Origin of the sequence: Sphingobium indicum B90A, assembly GCF_000264945.2 — a bacterium.
Classification (GTDB): Bacteria; Pseudomonadota; Alphaproteobacteria; order Sphingomonadales; family Sphingomonadaceae; genus Sphingobium; species Sphingobium indicum.
The window spans coordinates 1,925,972-1,946,146 of sequence record NZ_CP013070.1; the positions used below are offsets into that span (position 1 = coordinate 1,925,972).

The window sequence follows — 20,175 nt, forward strand, 5'->3', positions numbered from 1 at the left end:
AATCAGGCGCAACCCTGTTCCGGCGGCGCGCCTTTTCGACACTTCCGGAGAAGGATGAATGGCAGGACCGATTTCCTCAACCGCGGCGCCCGTGGCGGCCCATGATCCGGGCACGCGCTACGGCCCTGCCCTGACTTTGCTGGCCAGCCTCTTCTTCATGTGGGGCTTCATCACCGTCATCAACAACACGCTGCTGCCGCACCTGCGCAGCGTGTTCGAACTCAGCTACACCCAGACGACGCTGATCGAATCGGTATGGTTCATCGCCTATTTCGTCGCCTCCATCCCCTCGGCCAAGCTGATCGAGCGCATCGGTTACCAGAGGTCGCTGGTGACGGGCCTGCTGGTCATGGCGGCGGGCGCGCTGGGCATGATGCTGGCGGCGTCCATCCCCTCCTATGGCGTGACGCTGCTCATGCTGTTCGTGATCGCCAGCGGCATCACCCTGCTCCAGGTCGCGGCCAACCCCTATGTCGCGGTGGTCGGCAGGCCGGAAACCGCCTCGTCCCGCCTTAACCTGGTGCAGGCGATGAATTCGGCCGGCACTATGCTGGCGCCGATGTTCGGGGCTTATCTGATCCTCGGCCGGTCGAAGGGCGGCACCGCCCAGGGCGAAGTCGTGCTGACGCAGGCGGAGCGGCTGGCCGACGCCCAGTCGGTGATCCTGCCCTATGGCCTGGTCGCCATGGTGCTGGTGGTGCTGGCGGTCGTGATCGCGCGCTTCCCGCTGCCCGCCATGGGCGCGTCTGCCACCCGCCTCGCCAAGGAGGAGCGGAAGAAGCATTCGCTCTGGGCGCATCGCAACCTGGTGTTCGGCATCCCGGCCATCTTCATCTACCTGATCGCGGAGATCGGCGTCGCCAACCTGTTCGTGAACTTCGTCAGCCAGCCCGACATCGCCAACCTGACCCATGAGCAGGCGGGCCGTTACCTGACCTTCCTCTGGGGCGGGATGATGGTCGGCCGGTTCGCGGGGTCGGCGATCATGCAGCGGTTCGACGCGGGCAAGGTGCTGGCCGCCTTCTCTATCGGCGCCTTCCTCGTGATGATGATCACCGTCTTCGCCCATGGCGAGGTGGCGATGTGGTCGCTGATCCTGGTGGGCCTGTTCCACTCGATCATGTTCCCGACCATCTTCACCCTGGGCATCAAGGGGCTGGGGCCGCTGACCGAGGAAGGATCGGGCCTGCTGATCATGGCGATCGCCGGCGGCGCGCTGGTGGTGGTGCAGGGCTGGCTGGCCGACCATTTCGGCTTGCAGACCAGCTTCCTGCTGACCGCGGCCTGCGAACTCTACATCCTCTTCTATGCGCTGTGGGGATCGAGGCCCACCCATGCGCTGCCCGACCAGCAGATCGGGTGACGGGGCCGAGGGGGGGGGCGCAAGCCCTGAAGCCCGAAAAGGCCAGAGCGCGACGTCACGCTCCGGCCTTTTTCTTCGTCCGCCGTTCCCGCGAAGGCCGGAAATGAAGCCGATCCACCGCGTCATCGCGCTCGCCAAATCCTCCAGAGCGCAGGATGGCGGCGCTGAGCCAGAGGTCGCCGGACCTTATTTGTCGGCGGCCGGACCGGGATATGCTATTCCCAACTGCTCCAGATAGGTCGAATATCGCGCGGGATCATAATAATATTTCTCCATCTGCGGCCGCATCTCCTTCATCACCTTTTCGTTGAGGTGAATGGCCGGCCGATCCTCCGCCGTCAGGACGGGATCGTAGGACTGGGTCTTCAACTGCACGTCGCGATAATAGGTCTTGGCGTCCGCCAGCAGCTTCGGCCGGGTCATCAGGTCGATCACCGTCATCGCGACCGCCTTGGCTCCCGCCACCGTCCCCTTGTGCGCGATCGGCGTGGCCATGACCATCGCGGCGGTGGCATGATGGAAGATGACATTGGGGATGTTAGCCGGATAGCCGATGGTGATGGTCGGAACCGCCCACATCACGTCGCCGATGTCGTCCGATCCGCCAATGCTGGCGGACCCGCGCGTTTCCGGCGTGGAAAGCGGCATCACGGCCGTGCCCAGGGGCTGGACCTTCAGCTTGTTGGCCGTCTGCACCGACCGGACGAAGGCCTGGTCGGCGGCCGACCATTGGGGCATGCCGACCGCCTGGATGTTGGCGAAGGCGGCCTCCGCCATCGGCTTGTTGCCGAAATTCGGCGCGGCATAGCCCAGCAGGCGGCGCTTCACCGTAGTGCCGGTGGCCTGAGCGGCGGCATCGGCGATCTCATTGCCCGTCTCGAACAGCGACCGGACCGAGGCGAAGTCCTTTTCCCGGAAATAGTACCAGACCGACGCCTTGTCCGGCACCACATTGGGCTGGCCGCCGCCATTGGTGACGACGTCGTGCGAACGCTGGGCCAGCGGCAGGTGCTCGCGGCGGAAATTCCACGCCACGTCCATGAACTCCACGGCGTCCAGCGCGCTGCGCCCCTCCCACGGCATGGCGCCGGCATGGGCCGTCTTGCCGGTGAATTCATATTCCACCGACACCATGGCGGTAAGGCCCATGTCGCCATAGGCCGTGCCGAAGCCGGTATTCACATGGCCGAAGATGCAGGCGTCGACATCCTTGAACATGCCGGATCGCACGTAGAAGGCCTTGGTCGCCAGCAATTCCTCCGCCACGCCGGGCCACAGCATCAGCCGGCCGGGAATCTTGTTCTTCTCCATCACCTGCTTGACCGCGATGGCGGCGGCGATCATCATCGGCATGCCGCTATTATGGCCCTCCCCATGGCCGGGGGCGCCCGCGACCAGCGGCTTGATCGCAGGCGAACCGGGCGTCTGCGACACGCCCAGCAGGCCGTCGATGTCGCTGCCCAGCGCGATCAGCGGACCGCCGCTGCCCCAGGTGGCGGTGAAGGCCGTGGGTATGCCCGCCACGCCGCGCGTCACGGTAAAGCCGTTCCGTTCCAATATCCCCGCCAGATAATCGGAGGTGCGCACCTCCTGAAAACCGGGCTCGGCAAAGCTGAAGACCTGATCCACCATCACCTGGACCTGGCTGGCCTGCGCTTCCACGCCGACCACGGCCTCGGCCTTCAGGGCCTTGGGCGACGCCGCGACCGCAACGGCGGGCGAAGCAACGGTGGACAGCAACGCAGCGACAAGAGCAAGGGTGCGACCCAAAGGCTTTTTCCTTTTCATGTTCATGGCTGTGGATTGCTTCCTATTGCGGCGTCAATGTCGGATATTTGATGCCAAGCTGGTCGAGATAGGTGGGATATTTGGCGGGATCGTAATAGAATTTCTCCATTTCCGGCCGCAGCAGCTTCATCGTCTTTGCATTGAGCCAGATGGCGGGCTTGTCCGATGCGGTGATCACCGGGTCGTAGCTGTCGGTCTTGAGCTGCACATCCTTGAAATAGGCCTTGGCGTCCGCGACCAGCTTGGGCGTGGTCATCAAGTCCAGCACCGTCATCGCCAGCGCCTTGGCCCCCGCGACGGCGCCCTTGTGCGCGATCGGCGTCGCCATCGCGATCGCGGACGTGACATTGTGGCCGATCATGTTGGGGATGTTCGACGGGAAGCGGATGGTGATGGTCGGCACCGTCCACATGATGTCGCCGATGTCGTCGGAGCCGCCCCCCATCGACGGCTTGCGGCTTTCGGGCGTGGAAAGTTCGGCCACCTTGTCCCGCAGCGGTTCGACCTTGCGCTTGTTGGTCTCCTGCACCGCCTTGGCGAAGGCCTGGTCGTCGGCGGTCCATTTCGGCATGCCCACCGCCACGATATTGGCATAGGCGGCTTCCGCCAGCGGCTTGTTGCCGAAATTCGGCGCGGCATAGCCCAAAATCTGGCGCGTCACCGTCGTGCCCGTCGCCTTGGCGGCAGCGTCGGCGATCTCATTGCCGACATTGTAGAGATCGCGGATCGACTTGAACGTCCGTTCCCGGAAATAATACCAGACCGACGCCGTGTCCGGCACCACATTGGGCTGGCCGCCGCCATTGGTGATGACGGAATGGGAACGCTGCGTCAGCGGCAGATGCTCCCGCCGGAAATTCCACGCCACGTCCATCAGTTCCACCCCGTCCAGCGCGCTGCGCCCTTCCCAGGGCATGCCGCCCGCATGCGCGGTCTTGCCGTGGAAGCTGTATTCGACCGACACCATGCCGTTGGAGCCCATTTCGCCATAGCCGGTCGAAAAATCGCTGCTGACATGGGTGAAGATGCAGGCGTCGACATCCTTGAACAGCCCGTCGCGGACATAATAGGCCTTGGTCGCCAGCAATTCCTCCGCCACGCCGGGCCACAGCATCAGCCGGCCGGGAATCTTGTTCTTTTCCATCACCTGCTTGACCGCGATGGCGGCGGCGATGACCAGGGGCATGCCCGCATTATGCCCCTCGCCATGGCCCGGCGCGCCTTCCAGCAGCGGCTTGATGTTCGGAATGCCGGGAATTTGCGACACGCCCAGCACGTCGTCGATGTCGCTGCCCAGCGCGATCAGCGGACCGCCGCTGCCCCAGGTGGCGGTGAAGGCCGTGGGTATGCCCGCCACGCCGCGCGTCACGGTAAAGCCGTTCCGTTCCAGTATCGCGGTCAGATATTCGGAGGTCTTCACCTCCTGGAACCCCGGCTCGGCATAGCTGAAGACCTGATCCACCATCACCTGGATCTGCTTGGCCTGGGCGTCCACGGCCGATGCCGCGGCGGTCTTCATCGCCTTGGGCGCCGCGGCCTGGGCCACGGGCGTCATGAGGGTGGAGGCCAAGGCGAGGACGATGGCGGCTTTCTTCATGCATGTCATGGACGTCAATACCTTCTTTCGGGGCATCAGAACTGCATTTTGACGGAGACGCGGTAGACGCGGCCGATCACGTCGTAAAGGCTGCGGCTAGTCTGGGCATAGGCGGGGACGTTGTTCCCGTCCGGACCGTTGCCGACGGGGACCGGAGCCTTGTCGAACAGGTTGTTGACGATGAAGGTCAACGTCCCCTTGCCGCCATGGGCCTTGAATTTGAAGCCCAGCGACGCGTCGACATAGGTCGCGCCGTCGATATGATTGTCGTTGATGGTGCGATATTGCGTGGTCGATGCCGGGCAGTTGGTCGTGCACTGGATGTAGTCGTTGCCATAGACGCCGTCGCTGAACCCGCGCGCCACCAGGTTGAAGGTGACGGGATCGGCATCATAGAAGGCGCTGATGCGATAGACCCAGTTCGGCGAGGAATAGGTGCCCGCCAGCGAACCGCCATTGACCCCGGCATAGTCGATCGGGAAGCTGATGCCGTTGTCGATCACGTTCTTGATATAATGGGTCGCCATGCCATGGATCGTGAAAGTTCCCGGCAGATTTTCGGATATGTTCGACAATGGCAGGCGATAGCTCGCCTCGATGTCGAAACCCTTAGCGGTCTGCTTCGCGAAGTTGATCGGGCGCAGGACGATGCTGCTGAGCGTGTTTCCGACGAAGACGATATTGCTGCAATAGGCGGCAACCCCCTCCGAATAGCACAGGTCCACCGTATCCTGAGCGGTGACATTGCCGATGGCCTTGTCGATCTTGATCGAATAATAGTCGAAGGAGGCGGTGAAGCCCGGAAGGAAGCCGGGCGTCAGCACCGTTCCCACCGTCCAGCTGTCCGCGACCTCAGGCGTCAGGGCCGGATTGCCAACCTGGTTCTGCACGAACTGAAGGGAACCTGTGGCGGGCGCATTGGCGCCTGCCGGGATGATGACGGTATTGGTGCGCGCCGTGCCCGCCGCGAACAGTTCCTGAAGATTGGGCGCGCGGATGTCATGGCTGACATTGCCGCGAAAGCGGATGTCGGGGATCGGCTGAAAGGTTCCGCCGACTTTCCAGGTCTGGACCGAACCGGATGTCGAATAGTCGGTGAAGCGGCCGGCCGCGTTCAGGTTCAGCCCCTTGATCACCGGCAGGTCGACTTCCAGGAAGCCTTCCTTCACCGTATATTTGCCGCGATTGACGAGATAGTTGCCGTAGAGCCAGCCCGAGTTGAACTGCGGGTCGACGGTGCCGCCGATCTGCTCCTTGCGCCATTCCGCGCCGAAGGCTACGGCCGCCGCCCCGCCCGGCAGGTCGAACAGCTCGCCGTTGATGGTCGCGGCTGCGACATCCTGCTTGATGGTCTGGTCGCGCTGGGGCTGCTGCGCGCCGTAGATATAGGCGAGCGCCTCCGCCGAGGGGCCCATGGTTCCCAGGCGGTTGATCGGCACGCAGCCATTGGTGGGGTTGGTCAGCGTCGAACGGCACACGATGCTGCCGCCCGGCCCGAACACGGCGTCCTGGGCCAGCGCCATCCGGGCGTTGTTCCAGGTGTTCGTCAGTTCCTCATGCGCCTTGGTCTCGCCATGCTGATAATAGGCGTTCCAGTTCCAGTTCCGTTCGAGCAGCCCGAATGTGCCCTCGACCCCGCCGACGAAGCGATAGACCTCGCGCTTTATGTCGCTGCCCGGAACCGGGAAGCCGGCGTTGCTGGTCCCCATCGTGAAGGACGAACCCGCCGCCATCCGCGCCGCGACCGCCGGGTAATAGGTCCGCAGATAGGCATTGTCCGCCTGGATCGTGACGCCGGTGCTGGGCGTCTGCTGATAGAAGCTGCGGCTTGTGGAGCGATTGTAGGAAAACTGGCCGAAGATGGTGATGTCCGGCGTCAGGTCGAAGGCGGTGCGATTGAAGAAGCTCAGGCGCTCGTCATGCGGAATCAGCGAATTGGTGCCGATATGCCCGGCCAGCGTCACGCCGGTGTCGCCCCCGACCATCCACGGGCTGAGCACCGATCCATAGGTCAGTTGCCCGGTCTGCCCGGCGCCCAGGAAATAGGTGCCGCGCAGCGGACCGGCGCCGACCAGCCCGCCCGCCGTATAGCCCGAAGGCCCCACCCCTGTCCCCACCAGCCGCTGCGGCTGGCCGTTTGTGCCGTTATAGGCGGGGTTGTTGATCATGAAATAACCGCGGTCGTTCCAGTCGCGGTCTATCGTATCCACGCCATTCTGGTGGAAGAATTCGCCGTTGAACAGCATGTGCAGCCTGTCGTCGAGCAGAGACAGGCCGGCGCTGGCCATGATCTTGTAGTTGCGGCCATCGCCATGGCTGGAGATTCCCTGGTCCAGCCCGACGCGAAACCCCTTGTAATCCTTGTTCAGCACGAAGTTGACGACGCCGCCCACGGCGTCCGATCCGTAAGCCGCCGAAGCGCCGCCGGTCACGACTTCGACCCGTTCCACCAGATCCTGCGGAATGGTGTTGATATCCACCACGCCGCCGACGGTCGAGGCCACCGACCGCTGGCCATCCAGCAGGACGAGCGTGCGTCCCGTGCCCAGGCCGCGCAGGCCGATCGAATTGATCCCCGCCACCGCGTTGGAAAGGCCGCCCGACTGGGTGCCCGACGTGCCGCTGCCCGCGATGGAGGGAAGCTGGTTGACGAAGTCGGAAATATTGGCGGGCGCCTGGGCCGCGATGTCCGCCTGGCTCATCACCGTGACGGGCGTGGGCGCGCTGTAGCCGTCGCGCACGATGCGCGATCCGGTGACGATGATCTGGCTCGCCTCTGGCGCGTCGGCGGCGTCCTGAGCCAGGGCCGGCGCGGCCGACAGCATGGTGAGCAACCCGCCCGTCGTCGCCAGAAAATGCCTGCGATGTCGATGACGGCGTTCCGATGTCCTACCCGTCGATGACCTACCTGCCCATGACCTACCTGGAAGTGCAACCACCATCTTGATGTCCCCTGTTTGCGCGTCCTGCGGGCCTTTCGTCATCCTCCTCAGGCATGGGCAAGGGTTCGCGCCATGACGGCACGTGATCGTCAGGGGCTGACGAACGCCTGTTGGCTTTCCCCGGAATATCACCTTGCATCGGCCCCGGCATTCCGGGCGCCCAACCACATCTTATCGTCGCCGGACCTTCCATGGTCCCGCACCGCAGATGTTACACAGTTGGCATCGCGGCTTCCCGTTAAAGTCGACAAGAAAACCGGCCGATATTGCTGAAATCCGGCGCATATCGGTCATGAAGCGCCGGAATCCGGCATCAACAGGCGGGATGCGCCGGATGATTCGCACCGGCCTTATTTCAGCCCTTCGAACAGGACCGGCGGAACCGTTCGCTGGGCGACCGGCCGCATGACGAAACTGCTGCGGATCTTCGCCACATGGGGCAGGGTCGACAGTTCCCGGCGATAAACACGGTCGTAATCGGCGAAGGACCGGACATGCACGGTCATCATGAAATCCGTGTCGCCCGACACGAAGCTGCAATAGCTCATGGACGGGCATTTGACGACCGCCTGTTCAAATTCGTTCAGAACCTGCTCCGCCTGCGACACCAGTTCGATCGAGACATGGACGACGATGCCATATCCCAACCGGACAAGGTCGGGACTGGCCGCGTAGCGGGGCACCATGCCCCGTTCCTCCAATATCTTGCGGCGACGAGCGGCCGCCGTGCTCGACAGATGCACTTTCTCGCCCAGCGCGACGTCGGAAATGCGGCCGTCCTCGACGATCTCGCGCAGCAGGCGCAGGTCCGTCCTGTCCAGTTGATGAGGATCGGATTCCATCGAGAAACACCTCCATCCCGTTGAAAGGCGTCAATTCGGATCCAGTTCATGCCGATATGACGCAATGCCTAACGCATCGCATCCAACGATCCGCCATTTCGGGATGACGGCGTCACGGCCATCGGCGCCGGGCCGGTCGTTCGGGGGCCTGGGCAGCAGCCGGTTCGCATCGGCAGCGACAATGCCCAGCGGGCAAGGTCTGGCGGTCCCGATGCGCGCCGCGGCCCGGCCGGCAAGCCCTGCCGTCGCGATCGGTGTCGAGGGGGGCTGAACCGGGCATGGGCCTGACGGATCACGCGCCGATAGCGGGCGAGCCTGCCGGCATTGCCTTACCGCCGGCGCAGTGCGGCGAACATGCGGTCGACGGCGGCCGGGGGTTCGTGGCGCGCCGCTTTAGGCTGTATCGACATTCAGCCCTGGCGGCCTGCAAAGGGCGGTTTCCCGTGCTTCCGGTGCTCACGTACTTTAAGTACGCTGCGCGCCGGGTCACGGAAAACCACCATTTTCGGCTCGCCATCTTCTGAATGTCGATACAGCGTAGAGATAGGTCCACTTGCAGCGTTGCGGCGGGCGCGCGAAGCGGCGCCATCAATTGCCGCCCCGGATCGAGAAGCCCCGGTCAGCCGATGTGCCGGTCAGCCGATGTGGCGGTCCCAGCGGCAGATGCGCACCTCATCGAAAATGCCGGCTTTCGTGAAGGGATCCTCATCGTGAAATTTCTTCACGCTTTCCAGGTCTTCGGCTTCCACGACCATGAAGCTGCCGATATTGTGGCTGTCGTCATCCGCCATCATCGGGCCTGCCTGCACGAGCTTGACCACGCCCGAAGCGAGATAGGCGCGATGGGCCTGGCGATATTCGTCGCGGCGCGCCAGCATGTCGGGCTTGTCAAAGCAGATGCGCAGGTAAAGCATGGGGGGACTTCTTTCCATTGGTTTTGCCCCCGAACATCGACGATCGCGCTGTTCCGGCGGGGCAGGACGGATGCGCCATCCTGCCGCCATGTCCGCGGCATGATCCTGCGTCCGGCCGCCTTTCTTCTGCATAATCTTGCTGCCTTCGTTGGGCGGTCGGCACGGTGGGCGGCTGGCGCCGACCGGCAGGCCCTGTATTTTTGCGGCCGGCGGGCCTATGACCGGCGCGATGCACCCATGATGGCTGAACGGGCCGCACGGATTGGCCGTGGCTGAGCGCATTTAGTGGAGGAATGATGGCGGCGGCCGCACATTTTGACATCGGCGACACGCACGGGCTGTTCCTGGGTTCCAGCAACCCCGTCCAGACTTCCAGCGCCGCGCTGGGCTGGACATCCCTGTTCCTGTCGGAACAGCAGGAGGAACCCTTCGAAGCGTCCGCCAGGGCCGTGCCGGACCATCTGCTGGTGTTCCATCTGGGCGGCCCCGCCCAGATCACCGGCGCCACCGAAGACGAAAGGATCACGACCGTCGTGCCGCCGGGGGGCCTCTGCCTGTGGCCGGCCAACTCGCCATTTTCCATCCAATTGGCGGATTCGGTCGAAACCCTGCATCTTTATATCCGCAGCAGCGTCGTCAACGAGGTGGCGGCGTCCCTGGGCTATCACTTTCCCGACGGCATCCGCCTCCGCCCCCGGATCGGCCAGCGCGACGAACTGCTGGAACAACTGGCCCTGGAGGTCAGAAGCGTCGCCGCGTCGGGCGGCGCTTCCACCGCCCTCTATGCGGACCAGATGGCGCTGGCGATCGCGGCCCGGCTGATCCGGCACGATTATTCGGCGCCCCCCTCCCCTGCCGCCGAGAACAATCGCGGATTGGCGCGAGGACGGCTGAAACGCGTGGAGGATTTCGTGGAAGCCCATCTGGACAGGCCGATCCAGCTTCAGGAATTGAGCCTGGTCGGCGGCCTCAGCGTTTCCCATTTCGTCCGCCAGTTCAAGCTGGCCACCGGCCTGTCCCCCCATCAATTCGTCCTTCGGCGGCGCGTCGACCGGGCAAGGAGGCTCCTGGCGCACAGCGACCTGTCGCTGGCGCAAATCGCCTATAGTTGCGGATTTTCCCATCAGGAGCATCTGACCCACACCTTCAGGCGGCATGTGGGCGCGACGCCGGGGCATTATCGCCGATCGGTGCAGTCCTGACCTGTCGAACCGACGCGTTGCGCGGCCGGGCGCTCAGCCAGTTTCTGCATGAAAATCGCATTTTCTCACAGGAGCGCGTCCCCTGACGGGCCGATAAGAGTAGCAAATGGACGCCCGATCCGGAGGCGCCTGGAGCCCGTCATGCGCGACTTGAACGAATTTACCATCACCGCGGAAGTGCTGCGCCGGATCGAAAACACGCCCGATCCGCGATTGCATGAGATATTGGCCTCCGCTATCAGGCATCTGCACGATTTCGCGCGGGAAACCAAGCTGACCGAAGCGGAGTGGATGGAAGGGATCAAGTTCCTGACCCGCACGGGACATATGTGTTCCGACGTCCGCCAGGAATTCGTCCTGCTGTCCGACACGCTGGGCCTTTCCATGCTGGTCGTCGCCCAGAATCACAGCCGTCCTGCGGAGGCGACCGAACAGACCGTCTTCGGCCCCTTCCATGTCGAGGGCGCGCCCGTGCTCGCCACGCATGGCAGCAATCTCGCCAGGGGCGTCGAGGGCGAACCGCTTTTCGTGCGGGCGGAGGTGGTGTCGCCCGATGGGCCGGTGGCCGACGCCGTCGTGGATGTCTGGCAGGCCGACGCCGAGGGGTTTTACGACGTTCAGTCGCCGGACTGGTCGCTGGATGAAGCGGCGCTTCGAGGCGTTTTCCACACCGACGCGGCAGGACGCTTCAGCTTCCGATCGATCCTGCCGAAAAGCTATCCCATCCCATCGGATGGCACGGTCGGCGAGATGCTGGACGCCACCAGGCTCCACCCGATGCGCCCGGCCCACATGCATTACAGGATCGCCAAGCCCGGCTTCGATCCCCTGATCACCCATGTCTTCGTCGACGGCGACGAATATCTCGATTCCGACTCGGTCTTCGGCGTGCGCGGTTCCTGCGTGGGCCAGTTCGTCAGGCACGAACCGGGCGTCGCGCCGACCGGCGAGACTGTCGAGGTGCCCTTCCACACGCTCGACTATCGCTTCGTGCTTCACCCCCGCGACCAGGCCGCAAACTCCTGAACGGCGCGGCGGGGCACGAACATGGGCACGTCGTCCGCCGCGGGAGATGATCGGGTGCCCCGCCGCCCCTTTCCCTCGTGACAGAGGACATCGGCAGCGCGTCCGCCACGGAAAAGGATCTGCCGCGCGGCCTTGCAAAGAAGGTGCGGGCCGGGCATTGAACATCGTCACCGCGCAATGGACGCCATGCTGGTTTACGTCGCGACTGATCTTGAAAAAGCGACAGGAACAGCATGAATCGTAACGGCGCTTCATCAAGGCGGCCTTCTGACATGCAGGTCGGCGTCGCCGGCAAGCGGCAGGCCAGGACCGGAAGGGCAAGAAGCCATCCGCCCATAGAAACGGTGGATGTCGCGGACATTCCGGGCGGCGGCCAGTTGCACCTGCTCAAATGCGGCAAGGAATTTTCCATACAGTTCGGCCGCGACGAGTTGATGGGAAGCCAGGACCATCTGTCGGAAATGGCGCTTGCCACCCTGACAAGCGAACGCCTGGCCGGAAAGGACGGTCATGTCCTGGTCGGCGGGCTCGGCATGGGCTTCACCCTGGACGCTGTCCTTGCCGCCTGGAGCGCGCAGGCCTTCGTGACCGTCGCGGAGCTGGTTCCCCAGATCGTCGTCTGGGCCAAGGGACCCTTGGCGCATCTGTTCAAGGAAAATCTTGCCGACCCGCGCGTCAGCCTCCGCCTGCGCGACGTCTACGACATCATTGCGGAGACGTCGGATGGGTTCGACGCCATCCTGCTGGATGTCGATAACGGCCCGGACGGCTTCATCACGTCCGGTAACGACCGACTATATTCCCATCGCGGCCTTGCCGCGGCCTATGCCGCGCTGCGGCCGGGGGGCCTGCTGTCCGTCTGGTCTTCCTACGCCGACGACGGCTTTGCGGGCAGGCTTGAGGAAACGGGTTTCGAAGTCGACGAAATCATCCTGCCGGCCTATGTCGGCAGCACGGAGCGTTGGCATAATATCTGGTTCGCGGCGAAGCCGGGCGGTCGCGCCCGGCTATCGGACATGCAGTGAGGCTTCTTCTTCCCGGCGCAGGACGGAAATGATCTTGGCATAGGCGCGCGCCTGCTCCTCATGCCGGTTCTTCTCGACCGGGCAGACGGCAAGAGCGGCCTGGTTCAGCTCCGCCTGCTTGCGGCGCGCGAGATAATCGAAGCGGTCCATGGTCATCTCCGATGGTGCGAGGGCGTCCATTGCCGGGCCATGTGGGATGCGGATCGCGTCACGGCACCCTCGATCAGCTTGTCCTTCATCAATATGCGGAAGGCGTCGGCGTCCCGGGGATCGAGCATCACCACCCTGGTGCCGCCGGAAACCAGCGTTTCCACCGCGGACACCCGGAATGCATGCTTGGCGCACGTCGCCTTGATGACATCCATGGCGACCCTGACGTTGACGACCCTGCTCATGCCGCGCCCCCTTCCACGTCGAGCGGGAACGGGTTGAACGACGCAGAGCCATCCGGGCGCCGGGATCGATAGGGATGAGGATGGCGGCGGATGCGACCCGCATATCCTTCCGCCAGCCGTTGATGAGCCCGGCGCGCCGCCGGGCCATGGGCGATCCGGGCGCGCAGCAATTCCTCCTGCTCGCGCTTCAACAGGTAATTCAGGTCTTCCATCATAGGCTCCTCGGCTGGCAAGCGGGAGCACGACGGTCTCTCTGTCACGGCGAATGCTTGCGGCAAATTTCGCGCAATAATGGGTCAATAGCACGGAACATCCCGTCCGTCTGTCGGAAAAGCGCCCAGGGTCGGGAAAATTCTGTTCGGCCCGCATGAAGGCTGTTAGGAAGGCCCATCGGGTCTTCTTTCCGCACGACCCGACAGAGAGACTTGAGTGCTCCCGCGCATAGGGAAGCATATCATGCAGCAAGACCGGCTTTCCTTTAGGGCTACACTGACGGCATCTGTCGTCGCGCCGATTTTCCTTGGCCGGCGCATCTTCGGATGCGGCGGTTGATGCCGGCATATATCGCGCCTGCCGCTCCCCGGACGCGCCGGCTGTTCCAGACCATGATCGAAGGCCTATGACGATCCAACCCCAATCCCCTCCATCGCTTTCCCGAATCCAGCAGAACTGGCTTGCCGCCAATGAACGGCGGCTGCTCGACTGGCTGTGCCGACGAATGCCGTCCTGGGTAACGCCGGATCGCCTGACCGCGACCGGCATGGCAGGCGCGGTCATGGTCTTTGCCGGATATGCCGCCAGCAACATCGCCTCGTCCTGGCTGCTGCTTGCCATTGCGGGCTATGCGGTGCAGTGGTTCGGCGATTCCATGGACGGCAGCCTGGCGCGATACCGGCGCATAGAGCGCCCGTCCTACGGCTATTTCATCGATCATAGCTGCGACGGGCTGGCGACGCTGCTCATCCTGGCCGGGATCGGCCTCAGCCCGTTCGTGACGATGGATGTCGCCATGGTCGCGCTCGCGGGCTATCTGCTGCTGTCGATCCACGCCTTTCTCTCGGCGCGGGTATTGGGCGAATTGAAGCTGTCCTACCTTTCCGCCGGGCCGACCGAACTCAGGTTCATGCTGATCGGCATGACGGTCATGATGATGGTGCTGGGAACGGCGCCGGGACTTTTCGGGCGCTGGTCCGGCTTTGATATTTTCGTGGGGACGGTCGGTTCGATCCTGATCGTCCTTTTCATCGGCCAGACGCTGGTCACGGGAAGAAGGCTTGCCCTTGCCGAAGCCGAACGCCGCGTCATGAACTGAGGGACAGGGGTCTAGAAAGCCGACCCGCGCGGCCGACCGAAAACGTCAGACATGGACCAGATGGGCCACCGTATCGGCGCTGTCCTGCGCGGTCCTGCCCTCCTTCACGATCCGGCCGCGCTGCATCACCAGATAGCGGTCGGCAAAGCTCCAGGCGAAATCCAGATTCTGTTCGACGATCAGGATCGCGACGTTGAGTTCGGTCCGCACGCGGCGCAGGGCGTCCTCGATCTGCTGCACGATATTGGGCTGGATGCCCTCCGTCGGTTCGTCGAGCAGCAGCAGTTGCGGCTGTCCCGCCAGGGCGCGACCGATGGCGAGCTGCTGCTGTTCGCCGCCCGACAGAACCCCGGCCTTGCGGCCTGCGATCTGCGTCAGCTTGGGGAACAGGTCGAACACCATTTCGGGCACTGCCTTCGGCCCCTTGAACCCCTTGCGGGCGAGCGCGGATAGGCCGACTTCCAGATTTTCGCGCACGGTCAGATGCGGGAAGATATGGCGCCCCTGCGGCACGAAGCCGATGCCGATGCGCGATCGCTGATGCGGGCGCATCTCCGTGATTTCGTCGCCATGCCAGTAGATATGGCCCCCCGACGCCGGCAACTGGCCCATGATGGTGCGGATCAGCGTCGTCTTGCCCACGCCGTTGCGGCCCAGCACCGTGATCGCGTCCCCGGCCTTCAGGTCGAAGGCCACGTCCCACAGCACCTGCCCCTTGCCATAGGCGGCGGACACGCTGCGCAGGTTCATGAGGTCGGTCATTTCGCCCTCCCGAGGTAGATGGCGGCGACTTCCTCGTCGGCGCGGATTTGCTCCAGCGTGCCTTCGCGCAGCAGCCGTCCCTGATGCAGCACGACGACATGACCGCCCAGTTGCGACACGAAATCGATGTCATGGTCGATCACCAGCACCGCATGCTTGCCCAGCAGGGAACGGACGAGGGTCGCGGTCTGGCTGCTTTCCGAAGCGCCCATGCCGGCCGTCGGCTCGTCGAGCAGCAGCAGTTCGGCGTCGGTCGCAACCACCATGCCGATCTCCAGCCATTGCTTTTCGCCATGCGACAGATTGCCCGCCAGCGTGTCGCGGCGATCGGTGAGGCCGATCTGCTCCAATATCTCCTCGGCGCGCGCACGCGCTTCCGCCTCGCCCTTGCGGGAAAAACATGCCCACCAGTTCCGGTCGCGCGTCGCGGCGATGGCAAGGTTGTCGATCACCGACAGGGCGACGAGCACGCCGGGCGTCTGGAACTTGCGGCAGATACCGCGCCCGACAATGGCATGTTCGCTTTCCGCCTGTATCTCCGCGCCGTGGAACAGGACTCTGCCGGAAGCCGGCCGGACCCTGCCGATGATGGAATCGCACATGGTCGACTTGCCCGCGCCATTGGGGCCTATCACCACGGTCATCGACCCGCTTTCGATGGTCAGCGACAGATCGTCTATCGCCTTGAACCCGTCGAAATCGACGACGACATTTTCAAGCTGGAGCATGGGAACGGTCATGGCGCGGCCTCGCCTGCGATGGGTTGCGACGCGGTCTTGGCCCTTTCGCGGCGCCAGCGGGCGAACAGGTCGCCTGCCTTGCCGGGACGGAAGGGATGGTCGGGACCGAACAGGCCTGCCAGGCCCTGCGGCAGGATGGTGACGGCCGCGATGAACAGCGCGCCAAGGCCATAGAGCCACACTTCGGGCATGGCGGTCGAAATCTTGTCCTTGGCGAAATTGACCAGCAGCGCGCCCGCGATCGCTCCGATCAGGCTGTTGCGCCCGCCGATGGCGGCCCAGATCACCATCTCGATGGAGGGCACCACGCCCACCAGCGCGGGCGACACCACGCCGGCATGCAGGGTGAAGAGCGCGCCCGACATGCCGGTCAGCAGCGCGGCGACGGCAAAGGCGATCACCTTGTAGGGCGTGGGGTCATAGCCCAGGAAACGCATGCGGTTCGCGCCGTCGCGGCTGGCGCGCAGCAGCTTGCCGTAGCGGCTCGCCAGCAGCCAGCGCAGGCCCAACAGGCCTGCCACGACCAGCGCGAGCGTGATGAAATAGAGCGCCAGCGTGGTGGAAGGCAGGTTGAGGTTGAAGCCGAACAGCGTCTGATAGTCGGTCAGGCCGTTGAACCCGCCGGTCAGCCCCTGCTGGCTGACGAGCAGGGTCGCGAAGGCCAGGGCCAGCGCCTGGGTGATCAGCGCGAAATAGACGCCGCCGATTCGCCGCCGGAATATGGCCCAGGCCATCAGCGCGCCGAGCGCGGTCGGCACGACCAGCACGGCCGCGACGGCGGCGAAGGGGCTTTTGACCAGGGACCACCACCAGGGCAGCGCCTCCGTCCCCGACCAGATCATGAAGTCGGGCAATTCCCCCTCCGCCAGTCCGGCGAGCTTCAGATGCATGGCGAGGGCATAGCCGCCCAGGCCGAAGAACACGCCTTGCCCCAGGCTCAAAATCCCGCCTTCGCCCCAGATGAGGACAAGCCCCATGGCGGTCAGCGACAGCGCCAGGAAACGGGCCAGCAGGTTGAGGTCATAAGCCGAAAGCAGCCACGGCGCGGCGATGGCGAGGATCAGCGCCACGCCGGTGGCGGCCTGTTTGATGGGGAGCGTCCCGGTCATGCGCCGGTCTCCTATTCTGCGTCCAGCGCGCGGGAGCGGACGGCGATCACGCCCTGCGGCCGGAACTGGAGGAAGAGGATGACGAAGATCAGCGTCAGCACCTGCGCGAAGCTCACGTCCACGAAGATTTGCGACAGCGCCATGAACAGGCCGATCATCAGCGCCGCCAGCGTCGTCCCGACGACGCTGCCAAGGCCGCCCAGGATCACGACCAGGAAGGCGGTCACGATATAGCCCTGGCCGACGGTCGGCGTGACCGGGCCGAGCAGCGCCAGCACCACGCCGCCGACGCCCGCGACGCCCGCGCCCAGCGCGAAGATGAAGGCGTCCACCTGGCGCACGTTGACGCCCATCGCCGCTGCGGTCGCCCGGTCCTGATTGACGGCGCGCACCAGCAGGCCGATGCGCGTATAACGCAGCAACGCGGCCAGGCCGCCCAGTATCAACGCCGCCAGCAGCAGGATGAACAGCCGGATCGTCGGCAGTTGCAGCGGTCCGAGCGCGAAGCCGCCGTCAAGCCATGCGGGCGCGGTCACGGATACGCCGGTGGCGCCGAACAGGTCGCGCGCCGCCTGCTGAAGGATCAGGCTGACGCCCCATGTCGCCAGCAGCGTGTCGAGCGGCCTGGACGTGAGCTTGCTCACCAGCGTCACTTCCAGCAGGCCGCCGAGCATCCCCGCGCCCAGGAAGGCGACGAGCATGGCGACGATGATGCCCATCGGCCCCGGCACGAACAGGATGGTGAGATAGGCAAGATAGCTGCCCACCATCAATATTTCGCCATGCGCCATGTTGATGACGCGCATCAGCCCGAAGCTGAGCGCCAGGCCCAGCGCGGCGAGGATGTAGAGCGACGCCACGCTGAAGCCGTTGAAAAGCTGGCCGAAGAGAAATGCGGCGTCCATGGGCGCCTCCCTGTTGCTTGGTCCTTGGCGCTTTCCGCCTTCGCGCCGGTTCTTGAGAGGGAGCCTGAACCGGACGCGAAGGCGGGTTGCGCACCGGGCCGACGGGTCGCGTCGTCAGCCGATGCTGCAGGTCTTTCCGGGGAAGGCCAGCGGATCATAGGGTTCGGGCTGGATCGCGCCCTTCGACGTCCAGAGGATCTTGAACTGGCCCTTGGGGTCCGCTTCGCCGATATAGGCGGTCTGGACCAGGCTGTTGTTCTTGACGAAGTTCACCTTGCCCAGCGGCGTGTCGACAGCGTCCAGCGTCACCGCCGCCGCCCGCACCTTCGCCGGATCTGTGCTGCCCGCCTTTTCCACGGCCGCCTTCCACACATAGACGTCGACATAGCCGTGGACCATCGGGTCGGTCAGCACCTTGTCCTCGCCGAACTTCGCCTTGTACGCCTTGATGAACTTGGCGTTGGCGTCGCCATCCAGCGTCTGAAAATAGTTCCAGGCGGCATAGCTGCCCTCGACCAGCGCCGGGCCCATGGCCTGCGCTTCCTGTTCGCCGATGGAGAAGGACATGACCGGGATCACCTTGGGCGTCAGGCCCGCCGCCGCCATCTGCTTGAAGAAGGCGACGTTGGAATCGCCGTTCAGCGTATTGAAGATGATGTCGGGCCTGGCCGCCTTGATCTTGCCGATGACGCCGGAAAATTCGGTGCCGCCCAGCGGCTGATATTCCTCGCCGGCCAATTTCAGGCCGTCCTTTTCCAGATGCTTCTTGACGATCAGGTTCGCGGTGCGCGGATAGACATAGTCCGACCCCACCAGGAAGAAGTTTTTGTAGCCCTTCTCCTTCGCCCAGTCATAGGCGGGCAGGGTCTGCTGGTTGGGCTGCGCGCCCGAATACATGATGTTGGGTGAACATTCATTCCCTTCGAACTGCACCGGATACCAGAGCAGGTTCCCGGTCTTTTCGAACACCGGCAGCATCGCCTTGCGGCTGGCGGAGGTCCATCCGCCGAACACCGTGGCTACGCCGTCGTCGGAGACCAGCTTGTTCGCCTTCTGCGCGAAGATGGCTGGGTCGGACGCGCCATCTTCCGTCACCGCCGCGATCTGCTTGCCCAGCACGCCGCCCGCCGCGTTGATCTCATCGATGGCGAGTTGGGTGGAATTCTTCACCGTATCCTCGCTGATCGCCATGGTGCCGGACAGCGAATGCAGGATGCCGACCTTGATCGCGTCGCCGCCGGCCGCCGCCGTGGCGTTGCCGCTTTCCGACTTGCCGCACGCGGTCGCCAGCATGGTGCAGGCCAGCGTCAGCGCCAGAAAGGATTTCCTGCCAAGCCCTTTTTTCATGAATATGCTCCTGTGACTGTTGCCCGGCCGACCGCGTCGCCGCTCCACCGGGCAAGGATGCTGCGGCGCGATGCGCGCAGCCATGGGTCATTTGACGTAGTGTGCGTGGGTGCGCGGGTCAGAAGACCGCGCCGATGGAAAAGAGCGCCGCGCCCTTCGCCCGGTTGCCGCCGCGCGAATTGGCGGAATAACGGTTGGTGTCGACATAATCGATGCCGAAGGTCACCGCCTTATAGGTATAGAAGGCGCCAAGCTGCCAGTTGACCTTGTCGTCCCAGTTGGTCCCGTCCTCGTAACCGAGCAGGCCGCGGAAGGCGAGGCCGGTCTTCGGCACGGCATAGCGCGCGCTGCCGTAGACATAGGTGGAATGGCCGCCGCCATTATATTCGTCATGGATCACGCCCGCGCCCCCCGTCACCGGGCCGACCGGCGCGTTGATGCCGAATTCATACTGGTCGAAATCCAGATCGTCGATGTCGTGGAAGACGAGCCGCAAATAGCGGGCGCGAATATTGACGTCGCCGACATCGGCCTGCACGCCGCCGAAGAAATCGGTTTCCATCGCGCCGCCTCCGGCATCCTTGTCCAGGCTGGAACCCCAGATGCCGCCATAGATGCTGAATGCCCCCGCGACCGGGATCTTGGCCGACACCACGCCCTGGATCACCGGCTTGTTGTCGGACAGCGACGCTCCGCGCAGGCGATAGTCGGTCAGGAAGGTGACGCCGCCCGTCAGGATGACCGGCTCGCTGCCCGCATCCTGCGCCTGGGCCTGTATCGAACCGGCCGTCAGCGCCGCTGCTCCGGCTGCCAGAAGCATGGCCATTTTCCCGTATCGCTTCATCGTGATTGTCCCCTTTACTGATTTGCGGGGACATATTGTGCAATGCAGCAGCAACACGGCAT

Annotated in this window: 20 protein-coding genes; 6 read left to right on the forward strand and 14 right to left on the reverse strand. The window is 64.2% G+C overall.

Annotated features, from left to right (window positions below):
• The first annotated feature begins 58 nt into the window (after nucleotides 1–58).
• The gene (locus tag SIDU_RS09390; RefSeq protein ID WP_007686371.1) at nucleotides 59–1,363 is read left to right on the forward strand and encodes a sugar MFS transporter; all 1,305 of its coding nucleotides are present in this window, start codon (nucleotides 59–61) and stop codon (nucleotides 1,361–1,363) included.
• Nucleotides 1,364–1,549: 186 nt separating this feature from the next.
• Here SIDU_RS09390 and SIDU_RS09395 read toward each other — a convergent pair whose 3' ends face one another.
• From SIDU_RS09395 to SIDU_RS09410, 4 genes are all read right to left on the reverse strand, one after another.
• Nucleotides 1,550–3,157, reverse strand: a complete 1,608-nt coding sequence (locus SIDU_RS09395) for an amidohydrolase (protein ID WP_037510949.1) — start codon at nucleotides 3,155–3,157, stop codon at nucleotides 1,550–1,552.
• Nucleotides 3,158–3,173: 16 nt separating this feature from the next.
• Complete coding sequence (locus SIDU_RS09400) at nucleotides 3,174–4,748, reverse strand: amidohydrolase (protein ID WP_013039434.1); 1,575 nt, start codon at nucleotides 4,746–4,748, stop codon at nucleotides 3,174–3,176.
• A 35-nt stretch (nucleotides 4,749–4,783) separates the two neighbouring features.
• Nucleotides 4,784–7,573: a TonB-dependent receptor domain-containing protein gene (locus tag SIDU_RS09405; RefSeq protein ID WP_037510947.1), complete on the reverse strand. Its 2,790-nt coding sequence runs from the start codon at nucleotides 7,571–7,573 to the stop codon at nucleotides 4,784–4,786.
• A 467-nt stretch (nucleotides 7,574–8,040) separates the two neighbouring features.
• Complete coding sequence (locus tag SIDU_RS09410; protein WP_007686366.1) at nucleotides 8,041–8,532, reverse strand: Lrp/AsnC family transcriptional regulator; 492 nt, start codon at nucleotides 8,530–8,532, stop codon at nucleotides 8,041–8,043.
• Nucleotides 8,533–8,810: 278 nt separating this feature from the next.
• Here SIDU_RS09410 and SIDU_RS09415 point away from each other — a divergent pair, with 278 nt between their 5' ends.
• The gene (locus SIDU_RS09415) at nucleotides 8,811–9,056 is read left to right on the forward strand and encodes a hypothetical protein (protein WP_007686363.1); all 246 of its coding nucleotides are present in this window, start codon (nucleotides 8,811–8,813) and stop codon (nucleotides 9,054–9,056) included.
• 111 nt (nucleotides 9,057–9,167) lie between these two features.
• Here SIDU_RS09415 and SIDU_RS09420 read toward each other — a convergent pair whose 3' ends face one another.
• A complete protein-coding gene (locus SIDU_RS09420) occupies nucleotides 9,168–9,446 on the reverse strand; it encodes a YciI family protein (protein WP_007686361.1) in 279 nt (92 codons plus the stop codon).
• Between the two features lie 293 nt (nucleotides 9,447–9,739).
• Here SIDU_RS09420 and SIDU_RS09425 point away from each other — a divergent pair, with 293 nt between their 5' ends.
• From SIDU_RS09425 to SIDU_RS09435, 3 genes are all read left to right on the forward strand, one after another.
• Entirely contained in the window at nucleotides 9,740–10,648 is a 909-nt protein-coding gene (locus tag SIDU_RS09425) for a helix-turn-helix domain-containing protein (protein WP_233431810.1), read from the forward strand.
• A 141-nt stretch (nucleotides 10,649–10,789) separates the two neighbouring features.
• A complete protein-coding gene (locus tag SIDU_RS09430) occupies nucleotides 10,790–11,674 on the forward strand; it encodes an intradiol ring-cleavage dioxygenase (RefSeq protein WP_007686357.1) in 885 nt (294 codons plus the stop codon).
• 272 nt (nucleotides 11,675–11,946) lie between these two features.
• On the forward strand, nucleotides 11,947–12,699 hold the full coding sequence (locus tag SIDU_RS09435; RefSeq protein ID WP_007686354.1) for a spermidine synthase family protein: 753 nt from the start codon (nucleotides 11,947–11,949) through the stop codon (nucleotides 12,697–12,699).
• Here SIDU_RS09435 and SIDU_RS19280 read toward each other — a convergent pair.
• From SIDU_RS19280 to SIDU_RS09445, 3 genes are read right to left on the reverse strand one after another with little or no spacing between them, the layout of a single operon-like run.
• A complete protein-coding gene (locus SIDU_RS19280) occupies nucleotides 12,682–12,849 on the reverse strand; it encodes a hypothetical protein (protein ID WP_013039429.1) in 168 nt (55 codons plus the stop codon). The two genes, SIDU_RS09435 and SIDU_RS19280, sit on opposite strands and share 18 nt — an antisense overlap.
• 2 nt (nucleotides 12,850–12,851) lie before the next feature.
• Entirely contained in the window at nucleotides 12,852–13,094 is a 243-nt protein-coding gene (locus tag SIDU_RS09440) for a hypothetical protein (protein WP_007686350.1), read from the reverse strand.
• A complete protein-coding gene (locus tag SIDU_RS09445; protein WP_007686348.1) occupies nucleotides 13,091–13,309 on the reverse strand; it encodes a hypothetical protein in 219 nt (72 codons plus the stop codon). Before SIDU_RS09445 ends, SIDU_RS09440 begins: the two co-directional genes overlap by 4 nt.
• Nucleotides 13,310–13,713: 404 nt before the next feature.
• Between SIDU_RS09445 and SIDU_RS09450 the strand changes: the two genes are divergently transcribed.
• The gene (locus SIDU_RS09450) at nucleotides 13,714–14,406 is read left to right on the forward strand and encodes a CDP-alcohol phosphatidyltransferase family protein (protein WP_013039427.1); all 693 of its coding nucleotides are present in this window, start codon (nucleotides 13,714–13,716) and stop codon (nucleotides 14,404–14,406) included.
• Between the two features lie 45 nt (nucleotides 14,407–14,451).
• Here the strand turns inward: SIDU_RS09450 and urtE are convergent, their stop codons facing one another.
• From urtE to SIDU_RS09480, 6 genes are all read right to left on the reverse strand, one after another.
• The gene (urtE, locus tag SIDU_RS09455; protein WP_007686343.1) at nucleotides 14,452–15,168 is read right to left on the reverse strand and encodes an urea ABC transporter ATP-binding subunit UrtE; all 717 of its coding nucleotides are present in this window, start codon (nucleotides 15,166–15,168) and stop codon (nucleotides 14,452–14,454) included.
• The gene (gene urtD, locus SIDU_RS09460) at nucleotides 15,165–15,908 is read right to left on the reverse strand and encodes an urea ABC transporter ATP-binding protein UrtD (protein ID WP_007686341.1); all 744 of its coding nucleotides are present in this window, start codon (nucleotides 15,906–15,908) and stop codon (nucleotides 15,165–15,167) included. Before urtD ends, urtE begins: the two co-directional genes overlap by 4 nt.
• Nucleotides 15,905–17,017: an urea ABC transporter permease subunit UrtC gene (urtC, locus tag SIDU_RS09465; RefSeq protein WP_007686339.1), complete on the reverse strand. Its 1,113-nt coding sequence runs from the start codon at nucleotides 17,015–17,017 to the stop codon at nucleotides 15,905–15,907. The genes urtD and urtC overlap by 4 nt, the downstream gene beginning before the upstream one ends.
• A gap of 11 nt (nucleotides 17,018–17,028) precedes the next feature.
• On the reverse strand, nucleotides 17,029–17,922 hold the full coding sequence (gene urtB / locus SIDU_RS09470) for an urea ABC transporter permease subunit UrtB (RefSeq protein WP_007686338.1): 894 nt from the start codon (nucleotides 17,920–17,922) through the stop codon (nucleotides 17,029–17,031).
• 114 nt (nucleotides 17,923–18,036) lie between these two features.
• Nucleotides 18,037–19,269 carry an urea ABC transporter substrate-binding protein gene (gene urtA / locus SIDU_RS09475; protein ID WP_007686336.1) on the reverse strand — a complete coding sequence of 411 codons (1,233 nt, stop codon included), beginning with the start codon at nucleotides 19,267–19,269 and terminating at the stop codon, nucleotides 18,037–18,039.
• A 118-nt stretch (nucleotides 19,270–19,387) separates the two neighbouring features.
• Nucleotides 19,388–20,095: a TorF family putative porin gene (locus SIDU_RS09480; protein ID WP_007686334.1), complete on the reverse strand. Its 708-nt coding sequence runs from the start codon at nucleotides 20,093–20,095 to the stop codon at nucleotides 19,388–19,390.
• Nucleotides 20,096–20,175: the final 80 nt, after the last annotated feature.